At 71.2% G+C, this 17,581-nt stretch carries 16 protein-coding genes; 9 read left to right on the top strand and 7 right to left on the bottom strand.

All coding sequences use genetic code 11. From position 1 onward, the window contains the following. The first annotated feature begins 143 nt into the window (after positions 1 to 143). The 5 genes from ACIA73_RS30675 (at position 144) to ACIA73_RS30695 (ending at position 4,194) form a co-directional block, all read left to right on the top strand. Positions 144 to 1,292 carry a lipid-transfer protein gene (locus ACIA73_RS30675; protein ID WP_399442096.1) on the top strand — a complete coding sequence of 383 codons (1,149 nt, stop codon included), beginning with the start codon at positions 144 to 146 and terminating at the stop codon, positions 1,290 to 1,292. 6 nt (positions 1,293 to 1,298) lie between these two features. Next, entirely contained in the window at positions 1,299 to 1,832 is a 534-nt protein-coding gene (locus tag ACIA73_RS30680) for a Zn-ribbon domain-containing OB-fold protein (protein WP_399442097.1), read from the top strand. Then, positions 1,829 to 2,689 carry an enoyl-CoA hydratase/isomerase family protein gene (locus tag ACIA73_RS30685; RefSeq protein WP_399442098.1) on the top strand — a complete coding sequence of 287 codons (861 nt, stop codon included), beginning with the start codon at positions 1,829 to 1,831 and terminating at the stop codon, positions 2,687 to 2,689. Before ACIA73_RS30680 ends, ACIA73_RS30685 begins: the two co-directional genes overlap by 4 nt. Before the next feature lie 133 nt (positions 2,690 to 2,822). Continuing rightward, positions 2,823 to 3,818, top strand: a complete 996-nt coding sequence (locus tag ACIA73_RS30690) for a DUF1648 domain-containing protein (RefSeq protein ID WP_399442100.1) — start codon at positions 2,823 to 2,825, stop codon at positions 3,816 to 3,818. 4 nt (positions 3,819 to 3,822) lie between these two features. After that, a complete protein-coding gene (locus ACIA73_RS30695) occupies positions 3,823 to 4,194 on the top strand; it encodes a GntR family transcriptional regulator (RefSeq protein ID WP_399442101.1) in 372 nt (123 codons plus the stop codon). 131 nt (positions 4,195 to 4,325) lie between these two features. Here the strand turns inward: ACIA73_RS30695 and ACIA73_RS30700 are convergent, their stop codons facing one another. The 3 genes from ACIA73_RS30700 to ACIA73_RS30710 form a co-directional block, all read right to left on the bottom strand. Beyond that, positions 4,326 to 4,919 (bottom strand): hypothetical protein, encoded by a 594-nt coding sequence (locus ACIA73_RS30700; protein ID WP_399442102.1) that lies wholly within the window; start codon positions 4,917 to 4,919, stop codon positions 4,326 to 4,328. Positions 4,920 to 5,788: 869 nt separating this feature from the next. Continuing rightward, positions 5,789 to 8,194, bottom strand: coding sequence for a serine/threonine-protein kinase (locus ACIA73_RS30705; protein WP_399442103.1), 2,406 nt, complete (start codon positions 8,192 to 8,194; stop codon positions 5,789 to 5,791). A gap of 194 nt (positions 8,195 to 8,388) precedes the next feature. Further along, positions 8,389 to 9,192 (bottom strand): VOC family protein, encoded by an 804-nt coding sequence (locus ACIA73_RS30710; protein WP_399442104.1) that lies wholly within the window; start codon positions 9,190 to 9,192, stop codon positions 8,389 to 8,391. 275 nt (positions 9,193 to 9,467) lie between these two features. On the opposite strand from ACIA73_RS30710, the gene ACIA73_RS30715 reads away from it, so the two are divergent. After that, on the top strand, positions 9,468 to 10,115 hold the full coding sequence (locus tag ACIA73_RS30715) for a TetR family transcriptional regulator (RefSeq protein WP_399442106.1): 648 nt from the start codon (positions 9,468 to 9,470) through the stop codon (positions 10,113 to 10,115). Between the two features lie 161 nt (positions 10,116 to 10,276). Here the strand turns inward: ACIA73_RS30715 and ACIA73_RS30720 are convergent, their stop codons facing one another. Next, complete coding sequence (locus ACIA73_RS30720) at positions 10,277 to 10,768, bottom strand: nitroreductase/quinone reductase family protein (RefSeq protein WP_399442108.1); 492 nt, start codon at positions 10,766 to 10,768, stop codon at positions 10,277 to 10,279. Further along, on the bottom strand, positions 10,765 to 11,928 hold the full coding sequence (locus ACIA73_RS30725; protein WP_399442109.1) for an acyl-CoA dehydrogenase: 1,164 nt from the start codon (positions 11,926 to 11,928) through the stop codon (positions 10,765 to 10,767). The genes ACIA73_RS30720 and ACIA73_RS30725 overlap by 4 nt, the downstream gene beginning before the upstream one ends. 120 nt (positions 11,929 to 12,048) lie before the next feature. On the opposite strand from ACIA73_RS30725, the gene ACIA73_RS30730 reads away from it, so the two are divergent. The 3 genes from ACIA73_RS30730 (at position 12,049) to ACIA73_RS30740 (ending at position 15,518) form a co-directional block, all read left to right on the top strand. Further along, positions 12,049 to 13,248 carry a thiolase C-terminal domain-containing protein gene (locus tag ACIA73_RS30730; RefSeq protein WP_399442110.1) on the top strand — a complete coding sequence of 400 codons (1,200 nt, stop codon included), beginning with the start codon at positions 12,049 to 12,051 and terminating at the stop codon, positions 13,246 to 13,248. 131 nt (positions 13,249 to 13,379) lie between these two features. Beyond that, positions 13,380 to 14,702 (top strand): FAD-dependent monooxygenase, encoded by a 1,323-nt coding sequence (locus tag ACIA73_RS30735; protein ID WP_399442112.1) that lies wholly within the window; start codon positions 13,380 to 13,382, stop codon positions 14,700 to 14,702. A gap of 15 nt (positions 14,703 to 14,717) precedes the next feature. Beyond that, a complete protein-coding gene (locus ACIA73_RS30740) occupies positions 14,718 to 15,518 on the top strand; it encodes a pyridoxal 5'-phosphate synthase (protein WP_399442113.1) in 801 nt (266 codons plus the stop codon). On the opposite strand, the gene ACIA73_RS30745 is transcribed toward ACIA73_RS30740, so the two are convergent. Both ACIA73_RS30745 and ACIA73_RS30750 read right to left on the bottom strand, forming a co-directional pair. Then, entirely contained in the window at positions 15,480 to 16,760 is a 1,281-nt protein-coding gene (locus tag ACIA73_RS30745; RefSeq protein ID WP_399442114.1) for a sensor histidine kinase, read from the bottom strand. The genes ACIA73_RS30740 and ACIA73_RS30745 overlap by 39 nt on opposite strands. Further along, entirely contained in the window at positions 16,757 to 17,503 is a 747-nt protein-coding gene (locus ACIA73_RS30750) for a response regulator transcription factor (protein ID WP_399442115.1), read from the bottom strand. The genes ACIA73_RS30745 and ACIA73_RS30750 overlap by 4 nt, the downstream gene beginning before the upstream one ends. Between the last annotated feature and the right edge of the window lie 78 nt (positions 17,504 to 17,581).

The following is a 17,581-nucleotide window of genomic DNA, read 5'->3' on the forward strand; positions in this document are numbered from 1 at the left end:
CGCCCGGTTCGGGATACCACCTGGTTCGAGATGCCATTGGCCGTCATACCGGTAGCTGACTATCCGTCAGATTAGCTGTAGCCTGACGCGCTGTCAGCAGTCGGGACGATCAGTTGTGACGATCTCGGAGGTGGGCCCGGATCATGACAGGACTCAAGGACGCGACGGCGATAGCCGGTATTGGACAGACCGAGTTCGCCAAGCAACTCCCTCAGAGCGAGAAGGAGTTGGCGTGCCGGGCGATACTCGCGGCACTGGACGACGCGGGCATCGATCCGTCCGAGGTGGACGGCCTCGCCTCGTACACCATGGAGGAGACGGACGAGGTCGAGGTCGCGAAGGCCATCGGGGCCGGGGATCTGACCTTCTTCTCCAAGGTGGGCTTCGGGGGCGGCGGTTCGTGCGCCACGGTCTCGCATCTGGCGTCCGCGATAGCGACGGGGCAGGCGAGCGTAGGGGTCGCGTGGCGTTCGCGGAAACGCGGGAGCGGGCCAAGGCCCTGGCGCAATACCGCAGTTCAGCTGCCGACACCCGCTCAGTGGACCCGCCCCTTCGGCCTGTTGCGCCCGGCCGACGAGATCGGGATGCTGGCCCGCCGGTACATGCACGAGTACGGCGCCACCCGCGACCACCTCTTCAATGTCGCCCTCGCCTGCCGCAACCGGGCCAACCAGAACCCGGCCGCGATGATGTACGAGCGCCCGCTGACCCGGGACATGTATATGACCTCCCGCTGGATCAGCGAACCTCTCTGCCTCTTCGACAACTGCCTGGAGACGGACGGGGCGTTGGCGTGCGTCATCGTGAGTGCGGAGCGCGCCCGCGACTGCCGGCGGAAGCCGGTGTACGTCCACTCAGCCGCCCAGGGCCTCCCCGCCCAGCACCACGGAATGGTCAACTACTGGAACGACGACCCGCTCACCGGCCCCGCCTGGACCGCAGCCCGCCAGCTCTGGAAGCAGGCCGACTTCGGGCCCGAGGACGTGGACGTGGCGCAGATCTACGACGCCTTCACCCCGCTGATTCCCCTGTCGCTGGAGGGCTACGGCTTCTGCGGGCGCGGCGAGGGGGCCGCCTTCACCGAGGGCGGCGCCCTGGAGAGCGGCGGCCGGCTGCCGATCAACACCGGCGGCGGCGGCCTCAGCGAGGCGTACGTCCACGGCTTCAACCTCATCAACGAGGGTGTGAAGCAACTGCGCGGCACCAGCACCGCCCAGGTCCCGAACGCGGCCACCTGCCTGGTCACGGCGGGCGAGGGCGTCCCCACTTCCGCACTGCTGCTGAGGAGTTGAGAGACGATGAGCGTCACTGACGAGGTGGCCGGCGAGGCCGGCACCGAAGCCGCTGCCGAGGTCGCGGGCGAGGCCACCGCAGAGGTCGCGGGCGAGGTCGCGGGCGAAGGTTTGCTGGTTCCCGTCCCGGACCAGGACGGCGCCCCCTTCTGGGAGTACGCCGCGCGGGGCGAACTGCGCGTCCAGTCCTGCACCGACTGCGGCGAGCTCCGCTTCCCGCCCCGCCCCTGCTGCCCGCACTGCCACTCCTTCGCCGACGAGTGGCGGCTGATGACCGGCCGGGGAACCGTCTGGTCGTACGTCGTCCCCCACCCGCCACTCCTGCCCGCTTACGCCGCCCAGGCGCCGTACAACGCGGTGATCGTGGAACTGGCGGACGCCCCGCGCATCCGCCTGGTCGGCAATGTGGTGGCGTCGCCGGACGCGGCGCTGGACTCGGTCGACCCGGCGCGGCTGCGCATCGGGGCGAAGGTGCAGGTGGCCTTCACCCGGCTGCCGGACGGGACGAGCGTGCCGCGCTGGCTGCTGGAGCGGCCGTGAGTGCGGGGACGGGCGCGGGCGTGGGGCGGGACACAGGTGCGGGCAGTGTGCGCGTGGAGCGGGACAAGGAGAGCGGGGTCGCGGTCGTCACGCTGGACCGGCCCGCGAAGCTCAACGCCATCGACCTGGAGACGGCAGCCGAACTGGCACGGATCTGGCGGGAGTTCAGGTTCGACGACGGGGTGCGGGCGGTCGTACTGACCGGGGCGGGCGAGCGTGCCTTCTGCACCGGGATCGACCGCTCCGTCGACGTACCGCAACCGTCCTCGCCGTACTCCGTGGACGATCCGCTGCTCACCATCGGCCCCAAGGCGAACGACCTCTGGAAGCCGGTGGTCGCGGCGGTGCGCGGGATGGCGTGCGGTGGAGCGTTCTATCTGCTGGGCGAGGCGGAGTTCGTGGTGGCGGGCGAGGGGGCGACCTTCTTCGATCCGCACACGACGTACGGCATGGTCAGCGCCTACGAGACGGCACTGCTCGCGCAGCGGATGCCGTACGGGGAGATCGCCCGGATGGCGTTGCTCGGAACGGCCGAGCGGATGTCGGCGCGACGGGCGCACGAGGTCGGGCTTGTCTCCGAACTGACGCCTGATGGCGGGGAATTGGAGGCTGCTCTGCGTTCGGCGGAGGTGATGGCCGGGTTGCCGACGGAGGCGGTGCAGGGGACGGTGCGCGCGGTGTGGGCGACGAAGGAGGCGGCGATGGCGCAGGCGTTCGCGCGGGCGCCGCAGCTGATCGCGCTGGGGAATCTGGCGCCGGGGCGGCAGGCGGAGCTGTTCGGGGGGAGGGCGTCGGGGAGGGCGCCGGGGAGAGGTGAGGTGCAGGGCGAGCAGAGGCCCAACTTCCGTATCCGGTAGGGCAAAAGGGCCCTGGCCGCCCCTCAGAGCCTGTGTTTAAGCACCACCCCCCTCCATTGTTCGCATTGAATGCGAATAACTCTTCCACTTGCTCCAGTTGTTCTAGTAGCATGCGAACAACTGGAGGTTAGCCATGACCCTGCACATGAACCGGGGGCGTCTGCGTCTCCTCGCGCTGAGCGTCACACCGTTCGCCCTGGCCCTGCTCGTCCACCTCTCCGCCTTCCTGGCCGCCCGAAGTCAGCTGCCCGACCGGCTGGCCTCCCGGTTCGGTGTGTCGGGCGAGCCGGTCTCCTTTCTCTCCACGTCCACGGCGGTCCTCGCCGGCGTCGCGCTCTTCGTCCTGTGCGGCGCACTGGCCGCCACCCTCACCCTGAAGTCGGCGCGCCGGGGGGTGCGGGGAATGCTGGCCGGTATCTGGGGCACAGCCGCGTTCCTCGGCTATCTCCTCCCGGCGAGCACCCTCGCCCAGCGCGGGGTGGCCGACGGTTCCGATGCCCGCTTCCCGCTCTGGCACCTCGCCGCGGCCGTCGTACTCGCGCTGGCGTCCGCAGCCGTGGGACTACTGCTCGGGCGTACGGTGCCGGAGCCCCCGGATCCCGACGGCGGGGTGACCCGGGCCGGCCGGATCGACCTGGCGGAGGGGGAGGTCGCGAGCTGGTCGCGGCGGCTGGGCTCCGGCGTCTTCCTGCTGGTCGCCGTGGCCGTGCTCGCCGCCGGCGCGGTGAACGGCGCCCTGGGCATGTGGTCCGCGGGCGCACCGCTGCTCGCGGTCGGCCTCCTGGCCCTCCCGCTCGCTTCCACCCAGGTCATGGTGGACCGGCGTGGCCTCACCGTCGCCCCGGCACTGCTGCACCGCCCGGCCCTGCGCATCCCGCTCGGGTCGATCGAAGCGGTCGCGACCCGCGACATCAACCCCGTCGGTGACTACGGCGGCTGGGGCTACCGCATCCGGCACGGCCGCTCGGGCCTGATCGTGCGCTCCGGCGAGGCGATAGTGGTCCGCCGGGCGAACGGCCGGGAGTTCGCGGTCACCGTAAACGACTCGGCCACCGGCGCCGCCCTCCTCGCTACCCTGGTCGAACGTCGCGAAGCCCGCGCCGGCCGCGACACCCGAGAGAGCCGCTGACGCAATGCTGTTCACACTGGACACCGCCTCCACCGTGCCCCTCGGCGACCAGATCGCCTCCTCGGTACGCGGTGCGATCGCCGACGGCACGGTCGAACCGGGCGAACGGCTGCCCGCCGCCCGGACCCTCGCCGACTCCCTCGGCATCAACGTCCATACGGTGCTGCGCGGTTACCAGCGCCTGCGCGAGGAGGGACTGATCGAGCTGCGCCGGGGCCGGGGGGCCGTGGTGGTCGACGCCCCGGTGTCGCCCGGGCGGGCCCGGCTGCTGGAGCGGGTGGGTGAACTTGTCGCGGAGGCAAGGAAGCTGGGCATGCCGGAGGAGGACCTGCTGGCGCTGGTGCGGGCCAATCTGACCCAGGGGGCGCCCGGATAAGGGGCGCGGGTACGGCGAAGGGCCCCGACGCCCGCGCATCTCGCGCGGCGGTCGGGGCCCTTCGGCGTAGCGGCTCCCCCTGCCTCGTACAGGCCGGCGCCGCCTACTCGGTGATCAGGACGGCTCGGTGATCAGGAGCTGGAGCGCGTGATGTTCTTGACCTCGCAGCGGCCGGAGAGCGTCTCGCCCTGGCGCTGCACGTACGGGGTGGCGACGTCCGTGTACTGGCTCTGGCTGGGGGCGACGGCGACGATGCTGCCGAGGCGGGTGCCGACGGTGGAGCCGTTGTTGGTGAACTTCACCGTGAAGCGGTAGGTGTACGTCGAGGAGGAGCTGGAGTTCCTCGCGGTGACACGGGCCGTCAGGCCGCGCGCCGGGTCGTACTTGCAGTCCACGCTCAGGTCGCGGGCCCCGCTGTTGCTGCCCCCGCCGACGCCGGGCACGGAGCCGGTGGTGCCGGAGGAGCTGGAGCTGGTGCTGTCGGTGCCACCGCTGGTCGTGGTGGAGGTGAATCCGCCGCTGGTCGAGCTGTCGCTGCCGCCGCTGGTGGAGCTGTCGCTGCCACCGCTGGAGCTGGAGGAGCTGTCGCTGCCGCCGCTGGAACTGGAGCTGCTCGAACCACTGCTGGAACCGCCACAGCTACCGCCGTGCGAGCCACGGGCTCCGGTGAGTGCGACCACTGCGATACCGAAGACGGCCACTGCGCGGACATGGCGAAGCTTCATGCTTCCAACCCCCGTTGGTTTGACGCGATTTGGGACATTCTGGCAGGAATAAAGGTCCCATAAGGACGAGTACATGTCACCCTAGCAGCGCCCGCCCCAAGGGGTGACCCAAACCCCGGGCGTAGCACCGAAGCGCTGGGAGCCTCGACAAAACCCTTACGTGCGCGCCATGTACGGCGGCGGCAGCGGGCGCGGATACCGCGTCGCGGATCTCTTCGACGGGTTCACAGACGTCGGGGAGGAACCGTCCGGTTCCCCTCCGGAGGGTGCGGAACTGCGTCACTGTGCGACTACCACCACGCGAACGCGCCCCTCCAGGGGTCCGGGGCTGTGTCACTCTGCGGCTACCGCCGCGCGGACGCGCCCCCTCAGGGGCGCGGGGAACTGCGCGACAAGCCCCACGCACCTGCCACCTACCCACCCCCCTCGGAGGGCTCGCCACCCGGGGGCCTGGGGGCTTGCCCCCAGTTTCGGGAAGGGGCGGGGTGGGGTGGGGTGAAGCCCCGCGCAGCGGGCCTCCTCCCCGGGGAGCGTGACCGGGACCGGGGCGGGCCGGGACGGCAAGGGTGCGACTCCGTCGGGAGCCGCCCCCTTGCCCGCCCGTCCCGCCCCCGGGGGGCGGCCCCGCCGCCCAAGCGGGCTACCAGGAGCGGGAAGGGCAGGCGCCCCGCCGCCCAAGCGGGCTACCGGGAGTGAACCCAAGCGGGCTACCAGGAGTGAAGGGGAGGGCGGCGCCGCGGCCCAAGGGGGCGGAGGTATGGCAGGTCCGCCGCCCAAGAGGACGGAAGTATGGCGGTTCCGCCGCCCAAGAGGACGGAAGTATGGCGGTTCCGCCGCCCAAGGGGGCGGAGGGAGGGGGGTCCGGCGCGCTACCTTGTCGTGCGGCCCGTGGCCGTCCCCTTTACCGCGTCCAGGGCGTATACGCATCGGTCCTTGCTGCACGCGTAGACGATTCCCGCCTCCGCGACCGGCGACCCCGTGATCTCGCCGCCCGTCTTCAGCTTCCAGCGCAGCTGGCCCCCGGCCGCGTCGACCGTGTAGAGGCAGTGGTCGGCGGAACCGAAGTGGACCCGGCCGTCCGCGACCACCGGCGCACCGACGACCTCTCCCCCGGCCGCGAACCGCCACTTCGGAGTGCCCGTCACCGCGTCCAGCGTGTACAGCGCGCTGCCGCTGCCCACATGGACATGCCCGCCGGCCACCAGCACCGGCTCGATCGACTGCCGGGACTCCGTCGCGATCCGCCATCTGTCCTTGCCGGTCGACGCGTCCAGCGCGTACACCGTGCCGAGGTAGTCGGCGAGATAGACGCCGCCACCGGTGACCGCGGGCCCCGGCGCGAAGGCCGGTGCGGAGAGGAAGACCGCGGGCGCCTCGAAGTGCCAGCGCACGCGTCCCGACCCCTGGTCGACCGCGAGCACCCTCGTACCGGCGGAGATGTAGACGTAGCCGTCGTCCGCCGACGTCACCCGGACCGGCACTCCCCCGCAGGACGCCGCGTCCCCGATCGGGTACGACCAGCGCTCCCTGCCCGAGCGCGCGTCCAGTGCCCGCAACCGTGCGTCCTGCCAGACGTAGACCGTGTCCTCGTGGACGGCGGGTCCGGCCTCCAGGGTCTCGAAGTCGGTCTGGGCGCCGGTGAGTTCCCACAGCTTCTGTCCGTTGGACGCTTCCCACGCCTGTACGCCGCCGCCGCGCGTGCCGGTGACGACCGTGCCGCGGGCCGCCTTCAGCGAGTACACCCAGGCGTCGGTCTGCAACCGCCACCGCTCGGTACCGTCGGCCGCGTCGAGCGCGTACAGCGTCGGACCGTCCGAGGCGTGGATACGTCCGCCGGAGACCGCCATCGCCCAGGCCACGTCACGCGTCTTGAACTGGCGCCGACCGGAGGCCACATCCAGGGCGTGCACCTCGAACGAGGTCACATAGACGAGGTCACCCGCGACGGCGGGCGTCCCCCACACGTCGTTCGACATCCGGAACCGCCACGGCCGCCACCCGGAGGGCGCGGGCCCGTCCGGAACCGCGGCAGGGCCGGGACCGGGACCATGCGCAGGCGCCGGTACGCCGTTCAGTCCGCCCCCGACCCCGGCCGGCGGACGCACCCACCCGGTGGCCGGTGGACCCGCCGCCTCCGCGACGGCGGCCGCCGCGGCAGCCCCGAGCCCGTCGGCCACCCGGGGTCCGGGCCCGATCGGCACCTGGGCACCCGCGAGCCGTACCGGACCGTCCGCGTAGGAGGGCGGCGGCCCCGCCTGCCCGGTGCGCGGGTCCACACCCCACTCGCCCCCGCGCGGCGGCGGGTACGGCGGCGGGTTGTTCGGTCGCGGCGGCGGGGTGGGCTGGCGCCTGGGCGGCGTAACGGAAGCAGCCGGGACCCGGCCGCCGCCCCTGCGCAGCTCGATCATCGCGGTGGCCCGGTTGGGCAGCCAGGCGGAGGCGGTGCCGCTGTCGTCCTCGCCGGAGGAGAAGAGGTGCGGGGCGAGCTGGGCCTGGAGGTCGGCGGGGCTGGGGCGCAGGGCCGCTTCCATGCCCATGCAGGAGTCGATCAGCGGACGGAGTTCGTCCGGGAGTCCGTCCAGGTCGGGGCCCTCACGCAGCAGCATGAAGACGGTCTCGACGGGGTTCGCCCCGTGGAAGGGCGCGTGCCCGGTGGCCGCGAAGACCAGGGTGGAGCCCAGCGAGAAGATGTCGCTCGCACCGGTGACGCTGCGGGAGTCCCGCGCCTGCTCCGGGGACATGTAGGCGGGGGTGCCCACGGCGACGTTCGTCATGGTCAGGCGGGTGTTGGAGACGCCGGACGCGATACCGAAGTCGATCACGCGGGGGCCGTCCTCGACGACCAGGACGTTCGACGGCTTGAGGTCACGGTGGACCAGACCGGCGCCGTGGATGGACTGGAGCGCCTCGGCGATGCCGGCGGCCAGCCAGCGCACCGCGTTCGCGGGCATCGGCCCGCACTCGTTCACTATTTCTTCGAGCGAGGGGGCGGGTACGTACGCCGTCGCCAGCCAGGGCACCGCCGCACGCGGGTCGGCGTCGACCACGGCAGCCGTGTAGAAGCCGGAGACCGCGCGGGCCGCCTCCACCTCCCGGGTGAAACGCACCCGGAACAGCTGGTCCTCCGCGAGCTCGGTACGCACCGTCTTGATCGCCACCCGGCGCCCGGACGCGGACCGCGCCAGATAGACGAGCCCCATCCCACCGGCTCCGAGCCGTCCCAGGACCTCGAACGGGCCGATCCGCCGCGGATCGTGCTGCGTCAGCTGCTCCACTTGCCTGCCACCTCCCCGTGCACCAGGCCGCAACGCACAGCCCTGTGCAGCGTCTCATCCGCTGGGCACCCCCAGCGGTGCGCTCCCCTGATTCTTCCTGGCTCGGGGCGCGGTGGCTAACCCGGGGCCGAAATGGAATATTTCCCCCCTAATTGACACCTTTCGCTCGAATTACGGCTTCGGTTCTGTTGTTTTTACGGCTTCGGTTCTGCCAGCACGGCGAACACCGCGCCCTGGTTGTCCACCAGAACCGCCATCCGCCCGTAGGGGGTGTCGGAGGGCGGCTGGTTGATCCGCCCGCCGAGCCGCTTGGCCGTCGCGGCGCTCGCGTCGCAGTCGTCGACCAGGAAGTACGACAGGAAGTGCGCGGGCATCTCGGCCGGGACGCCCGCGGAGATGACTCCGCGTCCACCGATCGCGGTGTCGTCCCCGGGCTCCGTCCCGGCGGGCGACCAGACGCGGAAGTCCACTCCGCCGCCCTCGGGCAGCTCGTGGGTGGCGTACCCGAAGACCGCCTCGTAGAAGGCGTCGACGCGGTCCTTGTCCGCATCGCGCACGTACACCTCGGTCCAGCAGAACGCGCCCGGTACACCGCTCGCCCCGAAGCCGGGGTGCGCATCCGGCTGCCACACGCCGAACACCGCGCCGCCCGGGTCGGCGATCTGCGCCATGGTGCCGTACGGGCCGACAGCCATCGGGTCCATGACGCGCTGTCCGCCGGCCTCCTCGGCGCGGGCGACGAGGGCGGCGGCGTCCGGACTGGCGAGGTAGACGCCCCAGGCGGTGGGCATCCGGCCGTCCATCTTGGGGGCGAGGGCGGCGACGTTCTTACGGTCCTCGCCCTCGCCGGAGTACGCCTGCGTGTAGTAGCCGTACTCCTCGTCGGCGGGGTCGTCGAAGGTCCAGCCGAAGAGTTCTCCGTAGAAGCGCTTGCCCGCTTCGACATCGGGGAGCGCCGCGTCGATCCAGCAAGGTACGCCTTCTGCGAATGCGGTCATGGGCCGATCCTTCCCGCTCCGGGAGATCCCCGCTCGGAGATATCCACCGATGTTGTCCACAGGCTGTTGATAACACTATTGGGGGAGGGCTGTGGACAGCCCGTCACGTACCGCCATCCGATGGCGCATCCTGGTGGCATCCCTCCCGTCACCTGGGACGCACCACTCAGGCCCGCACACCGCTCACAACCGGCCGGACACGTCGCCAACTCTGGCCGGAAACCCATTTGCACTCGCCGAATCGCGCTCCGATCACCCCTCGGTAAGCTGACGGCATGACAGGACAAGTACGCACCGTCGACGGCCGCGTGGCCGGTCGACGCGGTCAGGCGACGCGGCAGAAGCTGCTCGACTGCCTCAGTGAAATGCTCGGCTCGTCCCCTTACCGGGACGTCAAAGTCATCGATGTGGCACGCAAGGCAGGGACTTCACCCGCGACCTTCTACCAGTACTTCCCCGATGTGGAGGGCGCCGTCCTCGAAATCGCGGAGGAAATGGCAAAGGAGGGCGCCGGGTTGACCACGCTGGTCGCTGGTCGCTCCTGGGTCGGCAAGGCCGGCTGGCAGACCGCCGAGGAACTCGTGGACGGCTTCCTCGACTTCTGGCGGAAGAACGACGCGATCCTGCGGGTCGTCGACCTCGGCGCGGCAGAGGGCGACAAGCGGTTCTACAAGATCCGCATGAAGATCCTGAACTCCGTCACCAACTCCCTTACGGATTCCATGAAGGAGCTCCAGGCGAAGGGCAAGGTCGACAAGGACATCAGTCCGGCGGCGATGGCCGGCTCCCTGGTCGCGATGCTCGCGGCCGTGGCCTCGCACCAGAAGGGCTTCACCACCTGGGGCGTCAAGCAGGCCGAACTGCGTCCGAACCTGGCGCAGTTGGTCCACCTCGGCATCACCGGCAAAAAGCCCACGAAGTAGGTACCAGCAGGTACCTGTACGCAAGTACAAACATGTGCATACAAGTGCACACAGGTGCCCGTACCGGACGAACCCCACCAAGTCCTGTCACCCGATGGCGGACCACGCATGTGGTCCGCCATCGGCGTCTCCGCGCCCGGCGTCCTGCGCCAGGTCCGGCGTCAGCGCCGTTCGATCCTGAACAGCCGGATCTCCCGCTCGATGCGCTGCTGATACGTCGCGTACGGCGGCCAGAAGTCCAGCGCCTGACGCCACACCTCCGCCCGCTCCTCCCCTGCGAGCAGCCGGGCCCTGACCGGGATGTCCTTCCCCTCCCAGTTGATGGAGGCCTCCGGGTGGGCCAGCAGATTGGCGGTCCAGGCGGGGTGGCCGGGGCGGCCGAAGTTGGACCCGATCAGGATCCAGGTCCCCTTCTCCCGCTCGGGCATGCAGGCCAGCGGCGTCACCCTGGGGCTGCCGCTCCGCGCACCGCGCGCGGTGAGGATCACCCCGGGCAGCATCCGGGCGCTGGGCAGCACCTTTCCCTTGGTGAGCCGGTGGACCGTGCGGTCCATGACGGGGATGACATGCGGAGCGATCTTCGCGAAGGTGCGCGTGGAGGACACCTTCCGGATCAGCCGCACACCGGCACTCGGCCGGGTCGTCGTACTCATCGGACAGCCTCCTTGTCGTGAGGGTCGTGGTGGTACGCCGGTGCTCCGGAGGCCGGTGCTCCTGGGGCCGGTACTCCGGAGGCTGACGCGCCGGAGACCGGCTCGCCCGCGGCCGGCGGTCCGAAGATGCCCGCCGCGTCCGCCGCCCTGTCGCGCAGCCGATGCACCGGGCCGAACAGCAGCTCGTCGCAGGCGGCCCGCCCGAACTGCAGCTGCGCCTCGCGCTCGCGGCCGTCGCCCGTCCCGCCGTGCAGCCGCACCGCCTCCCAGGCGGCCGCACGCAGCACCTCGATCCCCTGCGCGAGGGCCAGCGCACCGCCGCCCGCCGGGTCCGCGGCGGCGCAGCACACCGCCGAGCGGGCCGCCGTCACCTGGACGTACACCTCCGCCAGCCGCTGCTTCTCCGCCCAGGACGCGCCCTCGTCCCGCCCGCGCGGCAGGGCGATGGCTCCTTCCAGCACCCGTTCCGCGGCCCCGACCGCCTCCGCGGCGAGCAGGGTCGCGGCAGTGCGCCCGACCGAGACCAGCGCCTCTACGACGTCCGCCCCACTTCCCAGCAACTCCCCTTCCACATCCCTCAATTGAAGGGTCGCCTGCGGCCTGGCCCCGTCCGCCGAGGGCTGCCGCACCCGGGACAGTCCGGCCGCCCCCTCGGCCCGTACGACGAAGAGCAGCGTCCGGCTGCGGGCGAAGCCGCCGGTGTGCGCGGCGACCAGGAGCAGGTCCGCGGTGTGCCCGTCGAGCACCTGCTCGGCCTGCCCGTACAGCGCCCACCCCTTCTCGGCCTGCCGCGCCTGTACGCCGCCGGAGCGCCCGCCGCCGGACCAGTGGCCGCCCGCGTTGTCGCCGGTCAGCCCGAGCGCGAGGGACAGTGCGCCACCCGGCACGGCGAGCGTGGCACTGGTGTGACCTGCGGTGAGGCCCGGCAGCAGGGCGGTGCCCTGTGCGTCGGTGCCCAGCGCCCGGACCAGTGGCGCGGCGAGCACCGAGGTGGCGAGCAGTGGACTCGACAGCAGCGTCCGGCCCGCCTCCTCGCAGGCGCGGGCCAGGGTGCGGGCGGTGCGGTCGGTGAGCAGTTCGTGCAGGGTTCGGCGCAGGGCGTCCTGTTCGGCGGCGCCCCGTTGTGCATCGTCCTCTTCCGCGGTGAAGGCGGCATCCATCTCGTGTGCTCCTCCCCTGATCTGACGGGGCGTCATGCTAGGGCCGGATCATCTCAATGCACAGAGCCGCGCTGGTACTTGCCCCTTTTGGTGACTCCGATCTGATGTACCGTCAGATTTATGACTGCCTCCCTCTCCCCCTCCCCGCGCATTCCCCGCCAGGGCCGCAAGGTGGCCGTCGCGGGAATCGCCCTGTCCGACTGCGGCCGGGTGGACGACGTCACCCCGTACGCCCTGCACGCCCAGGCCGCCCGCCGGGCACTTGCCGACTCCGGGCTGGACCGGTCGGTGATCGACGGCTTCGCCTCTGCCGGGCTGGGCACGCTCGCCCCCATCGAGGTGGCCGAGTATCTGGGTCTCAAGCCGCACTGGGTGGACTCCACCTCGGTCGGCGGGGCCACCTGGGAGGTGCTGGCCGCGCATGCGGCGGACGCCATCGCCGCAGGTCACGCCAATGCGGTGCTGTTGGTGTACGGATCGACGGCGCGGGCGGACATCAAGGCGGGCCGCCGGACCTCCAACCTCTCCTTCGGGTCGCGCGGGCCGCTTCAGTTCGAGGTGCCGTACGGGCACACGCTGGTGGCGAAGTACGCGATGGCCGCGCGCCGGCACATGCACGAGTACGGGACGACGCTGGAGCAGCTCGCCCAGGTGGCGGTGCAGGCGCGGGCGAACGCGGCGACCAATCCGGACGCGATGTTCCGCACCCCGCTCACCGTGGACGACGTACTCGACGGGCCGATGATCGCCGACCCCTTCACCAAGCTGCACTGCTGCATCCGCAGCGACGGCGGGTGCGCGGTGCTGCTGGTCGCGGAGGACTACGTACCGGATACCGCGAAGGCGCCGGTGTGGGTGCTGGGGGCGGGGACTTCGGTGTCGCACACGACGATGTCGGAGTGGGCGGACTTCACGGTTTCCCCGGCGGCGGTGAGCGGCCAACTTGCTTACGCACAAGCGGGGTTGGCGCCGGGCGATGTGGACGTGGCGGAGATATACGACGCGTTCACCTACATGACGCTGGCGACGCTGGAGGACCTGGGGTTCTGCGCGAAGGGAGAGGGCGGGGCGTTCGTGGAGAAGGGACGGCTGCTGCGGGACGGGGAGCTGCCGGTGAACACGGACGGGGGTGGCCTCTCTGCGTGCCATCCGGGGATGCGGGGGCTGTTTCTGCTGGTGGAGGCGGTGCGGCAGTTGCGGGGCGAGGCGGGTGAGGGGCAGGTGCACAAGGCAGGCGGGCGACTGCCGGAGGTGGCGATCGCCTCGGGGACGGGCGGGTGGTTCTGCTCGGCGGGGACGGTACTGCTGGGAAGGGGATAGGTCCGGGACCCCTCCCGCACAAGAGAATCTATACAATCGTCATAGACAAACGTCATAGACGCCCGTACAGTCGAGCCATCGGCCGGCGCACAGAGCGCCGAGGTCGCCAACTCGCCCCGAGGGAGCCCGTCATGACGCACACCGCCCCCACCGCCCGGCAGACCAGCCCCGCCCGCACCGTCCTCATCTCGGGTGCCGGCATCGCGGGCCCCGCCCTCGCCCTGTGGCTGCACCGGTACGGCTTCGAGCCGACCGTCGTGGAGCGCGCCCCGAAGCTGCGCCCCGGCGGCTACAAGGTGGACCTGCGCGGCACGGCGATCGAGATCTGCAAGCGGATGGGGATCATGGACGCGGTCCGCGCCCGCTCCACCGACATGCAAACCGGGTCGTACGTCGACACCAACAACCGCACCGTCGGCGAGCTGCCCGCCGACATCTTCGGCGGCCGGTCCGGGGACGACGACGAGATCACGCGCGGCGATCTGGCCCGCATCCTGTACGAGCGCACCCGCGACGACGCCGAGTACCTCTTCGGTGACTCGATCGCCTCGCTCACCGAGGACGCGGACGGCGTGCTGGTCACCTTCGAGAACGCGGAGCCGCGCCGCTTCGACCTGGTGGTCGGCGCGGACGGGATGCACTCGCACACCCGCAGGCTGGTCTTCGGCGACGAGCGGCATTTCAAGCGCCACCTCGGGGCGTACATCTCGATCTTCACCGCGCCGAACGACCTGAAGCTGGACCGCCACGAGGCGTACCACGCACTGCCCGACAAGCTGGTGTGCGCCTACAGCTCGCGGGGCGAGACCACGGCGAAGAACATGTTCGTCTTCGCCTCGCCCGAGCTGACCTTCGACCACCGCGACACGGCGGCGCAGAAGGAGATCCTCGCCAACACCTTTGCGCAGGATCACAGTTGGGAGATCCCCAGGCTGCTGACGAACGCGGAGGCCGCCGACGACTTCTACTTCGACTCGATGGGTGTCATCGAGATGGACCGCTGGTCCAAGGGGCGTGTGGTGCTCCTGGGCGACGCGGCGCACTGCACCTCCCCGGCCTCCGGCCAGGGCACGGGTCTCGCGCTCCTCGGGGCGTACCACCTGGCCGGCGAACTCGCGGCGGCCAACGGCGACTTCGGACGGGCCTTCGCCGCCTACGAGGCCCACCTTCGGCCCGGTGTCGAGCACACCCAGAAGTTCGCCGAGGGGTTCGTCGGCGAGATGACGATGGACCGGAAGTGGAAGATCCAGCTGCGGCTGCTGATGGTGCGGACGCTGCCGAAGATGCCGTGGCGCAACCTGATCGCGAAGAAGATCACCGAGGATGTGCAGAAGATGGCGCACATCGTGCCGGTGAAGGAGTACGCGGAGGCTCGCGCGGGTGAGGCGGAGGCTCGCGCGGGTGAGGCGGAGGCTCGCGTGACCGAGGTTGTACGGTCCGGCAGCACGGTCTGACGGCACAATCGCGTCATGACTGCCGCATCCGACGCACCCAATGACTCCGCACCGGGCTCCAGGTCTGACGCCGGCCCCGGCCCCGGCCCCGGCCCCGGTCCCGCTTCCGGTGCCGCCACCGGACCCGCGCCCCGGCCCGCGTCCGCCGGGGAAGAATTCCGTACGCTGCTCCACTCACTGAGGGTCTGGGACGGCATCGCTCTCCCGGCCTTCGACGCGGAGTCGGCCCCCGACTCGCCCCTGCCGCTCTTCCGCGACTGGCTGCGGGAGGCTGCAGCGGCCGGTCAGGCCGAACCGCACACCATGAGCCTGGCCACCGCCGACACCGAGGGACGCCCCTCGGTCCGCACCGTCATGCTGCACGACGCCGACGAGACCGGCTGGCACTTCGGCACCCACAGCACCAGCCGCAAGGGCCGTGAACTGGCCGCCCGCCCGGACGCCGCACTCGGTTTCTACTGGCCGTCCCAGGGCCGCCAGATCCGGATCGAGGGCCAGGTCAGCTCCGGCACACCGCAGGAGAGCGCGGCCGATCTGCACGCCCGCTCGACGGGTGCACTGGCCGCAGCCCTCACCGGCCGGATGAGTGAAGTACTCGGCTCCCGGGCGGAGCTGGCAGCCGCGTCGGAGGCCTCCTGGCTGCGGGCGCAGGCCGAGCCGGACGCGATCGCCGCCACCTGGACGCTGTACGCGCTGGCCGCCACGGAGGTCGAGTTCTTCCAGGGCGACGCGCGGCGGCAGCACGTACGGCTGAGGTATCGCCGTACGGACACCGGCTCAGCCGGAACCTGGGTCCGCGAACTGCTGTGGCCGTGACCCGCCCGCGAACCCGGCGGTCCCCGGGGATCCCGGCAGCTCCGGGAACACCACCCTGATGGTCAGCCCACCGCCCGGGTTGGCCTCCCCCGTCGCCTCGGCGCCGTGGGCGCGGGCGATGGATGTGACGATCGAGAGACCGAGGCCCACTCCTTCCCCTGCCGTGTGGCGCCGTTCCTTGAGCCGGCGGAAGGGCTCGAAGAGCAACGGAACGTCCTCGGCGGGTACGACGGGTCCGGTGTTGGTGATCTCCAGGCAGCGATCGCCGGGCGAGGTGCTGATGCCGATGGTGCCGCCCCGGTAGTTGTAGCGGACGGCGTTGCCGAGCAGATTGCGCACCAGGTGCGTGAGCAGTACGGGGTCGCCCTCGACGGTCATCGGGTCGGCCGACGTCTTGACGGTGACGCCCTGTTCGCGTGCCGCGTCGCCGAATCCGGCCGCGACGACGGCCACGGTCTCGCCGAGCGGCACCGGCTCGTGGCGCTCCAGGCCGCCGCCGTCGCTGGCGGCGAGGAGCAGTAGCGATTCGATGAGCTGTTCGCTGTTGTCGGCGGCCTCGATGAGCTGGCGCCGGATCCACTGGACGCGTTCCGGTTCGGGGTCCGGATCGGCGAGACCGATCTCGGCCAGCGCCCGCTGGATCGCCAGCGGGGTGCGCAGCTCGTGCGCGGCGTTGGCGGCGAACCGCTGCTGCGCGGTGACCAGGTGCTCGATGCGTCCCAGCATCTGGTCGAAGGTGTCGGCGAGTTGCTTGAGTTCGCCGGGCGGGGCCTTGAGGTCGATGCGCTGGTGCAGGTTCTCGCCGGAGAGCTTGCGTGCGGTGGTCGTGATGACGCTGACCGGGCGCAGCACCCGCCCTGCCATCCACCAGGCCAGGAACACCGAGAGCGCGGCGAAGACGGCGAGCGCGATCCCCGAGACGGTGAGCAGCCGGTGGAGCGTCGTGTCCGTCGCCACCTGCACCGACTTGGTCACCGCGCGCTCGCCCGCCTCCGCCGGGGAGAGGAAGCCGTCGGGCAGATCGGCCCGTGGGTCGATCGTGGCGCCCTTGGCCATGGGGGCCACCGCGCCGCCGATGCGGGCATCGAGCCCGTCCCGTACGAACAGGTAGATGACCGCGACCAGTACGCAGCCGGCCAGCACCAGCAGTCCCCCGTAGAGGGTGGTGAGCCGGGCGCGCTCGCTGGTGAGGCGGACCCGGCGTACGCGGCGGACCTTGGACAGGACCGCGCGCGCGCTCACTGCTCGTCCTTCGGGGCGGGGGCCTGGGTTCCGGGCTCGTCCTTCGGGGCGGGGGCCTGGGTTCCGACGGGGGCCTGAGCCGCGTCTCCCGAGATGCGGTATCCGGCACCCGCCACCGTCTCCACGACCGGCGGTTCGCCCAGCTTGGCCCGCAGGCGGCTCAGCGCGACCCGTACCGGATTCGTGTCGTAGCCCGTGTGCTCGTCCCACACCTTCTCGATGAGGTCCTCGCTGCTCACGATCGAGCCGTCCGCCCGCATCAGCGTTTCCAGTACGGCGAACTCCTTGCGGGTCAGATTGAGGTGGTGCCCGTGCCGGCTGGCCCGGCGGCGCGAGATGTCCAGGATGATGCCGCCGCGTTCCAGGACCGGTGGCAGCGCGGGCTGCGCGCGGCGGCCCAGGGCCAGGACCCTGGCCAGGAGTTCGTCGTACGCGAAGGGCTTGGTGAGGTAGTCGTCGGCGCCCAGGCCGAGCCCCTCGACGCGGTCCCGTACGGTGCCGGACGCCGTGAGCATCAGTACGCGAGTGAGCAGGCGCAGCGCCACGGCACGCCGGCAGACCTCGTCGCCGTGCATGCCGGGCAGGTCCCGGTCGAGTACGAGCACGTCGTAGTCGCCGGTCTGGAGCTTGCGCAATCCGACGGCGCCGTCGTGGGCGACGTCCACCGTGATCGCGTCACGGCGCAATCCCTCGGCGATCATCTCGGCCAGGATCGCCTCGTCCTCCACCACCAGTACACGCATGTCCTCTGTCTACCCGACGGGAACATTTCGCCGCTGTGACACGGTCGGTAAGAGAAGCGACACGGCCCCTTCGACGAC

Source organism: Streptomyces sp. NPDC051561, assembly GCF_044454195.1.
Lineage (GTDB): Bacteria > Actinomycetota > Actinomycetes > Streptomycetales > Streptomycetaceae > Streptomyces.

Excerpts from the sequence above, each read along its gene's own strand:
- ACIA73_RS30695 (WP_399442101.1), top strand. The coding sequence starts at position 3,823 with ATGCTGTTCACACTGGACACCGCCTCCACCGTGCCCCTCGGCGACCAG.
- ACIA73_RS30700 (WP_399442102.1), bottom strand. The coding sequence starts at position 4,919 with ATGAAGCTTCGCCATGTCCGCGCAGTGGCCGTCTTCGGTATCGCAGTG.
- ACIA73_RS30720 (WP_399442108.1), bottom strand. The coding sequence starts at position 10,768 with ATGAGTACGACGACCCGGCCGAGTGCCGGTGTGCGGCTGATCCGGAAG.
- ACIA73_RS30750 (WP_399442115.1), bottom strand. The coding sequence starts at position 17,503 with ATGCGTGTACTGGTGGTGGAGGACGAGGCGATCCTGGCCGAGATGATC.
- ACIA73_RS30730 (WP_399442110.1), top strand. The coding sequence starts at position 12,049 with ATGACTGCCTCCCTCTCCCCCTCCCCGCGCATTCCCCGCCAGGGCCGC.
- ACIA73_RS30710 (WP_399442104.1), bottom strand. The coding sequence starts at position 9,192 with ATGACCGCATTCGCAGAAGGCGTACCTTGCTGGATCGACGCGGCGCTC.
- ACIA73_RS30680 (WP_399442097.1), top strand. The coding sequence starts at position 1,299 with ATGAGCGTCACTGACGAGGTGGCCGGCGAGGCCGGCACCGAAGCCGCT.
- ACIA73_RS30740 (WP_399442113.1), top strand. The coding sequence starts at position 14,718 with ATGACTGCCGCATCCGACGCACCCAATGACTCCGCACCGGGCTCCAGG.
- ACIA73_RS30735 (WP_399442112.1), top strand. The coding sequence starts at position 13,380 with ATGACGCACACCGCCCCCACCGCCCGGCAGACCAGCCCCGCCCGCACC.
- ACIA73_RS30725 (WP_399442109.1), bottom strand. The coding sequence starts at position 11,928 with ATGGATGCCGCCTTCACCGCGGAAGAGGACGATGCACAACGGGGCGCC.
- ACIA73_RS30675 (WP_399442096.1), top strand. The coding sequence starts at position 144 with ATGACAGGACTCAAGGACGCGACGGCGATAGCCGGTATTGGACAGACC.
- ACIA73_RS30715 (WP_399442106.1), top strand. The coding sequence starts at position 9,468 with ATGACAGGACAAGTACGCACCGTCGACGGCCGCGTGGCCGGTCGACGC.
- ACIA73_RS30690 (WP_399442100.1), top strand. The coding sequence starts at position 2,823 with ATGACCCTGCACATGAACCGGGGGCGTCTGCGTCTCCTCGCGCTGAGC.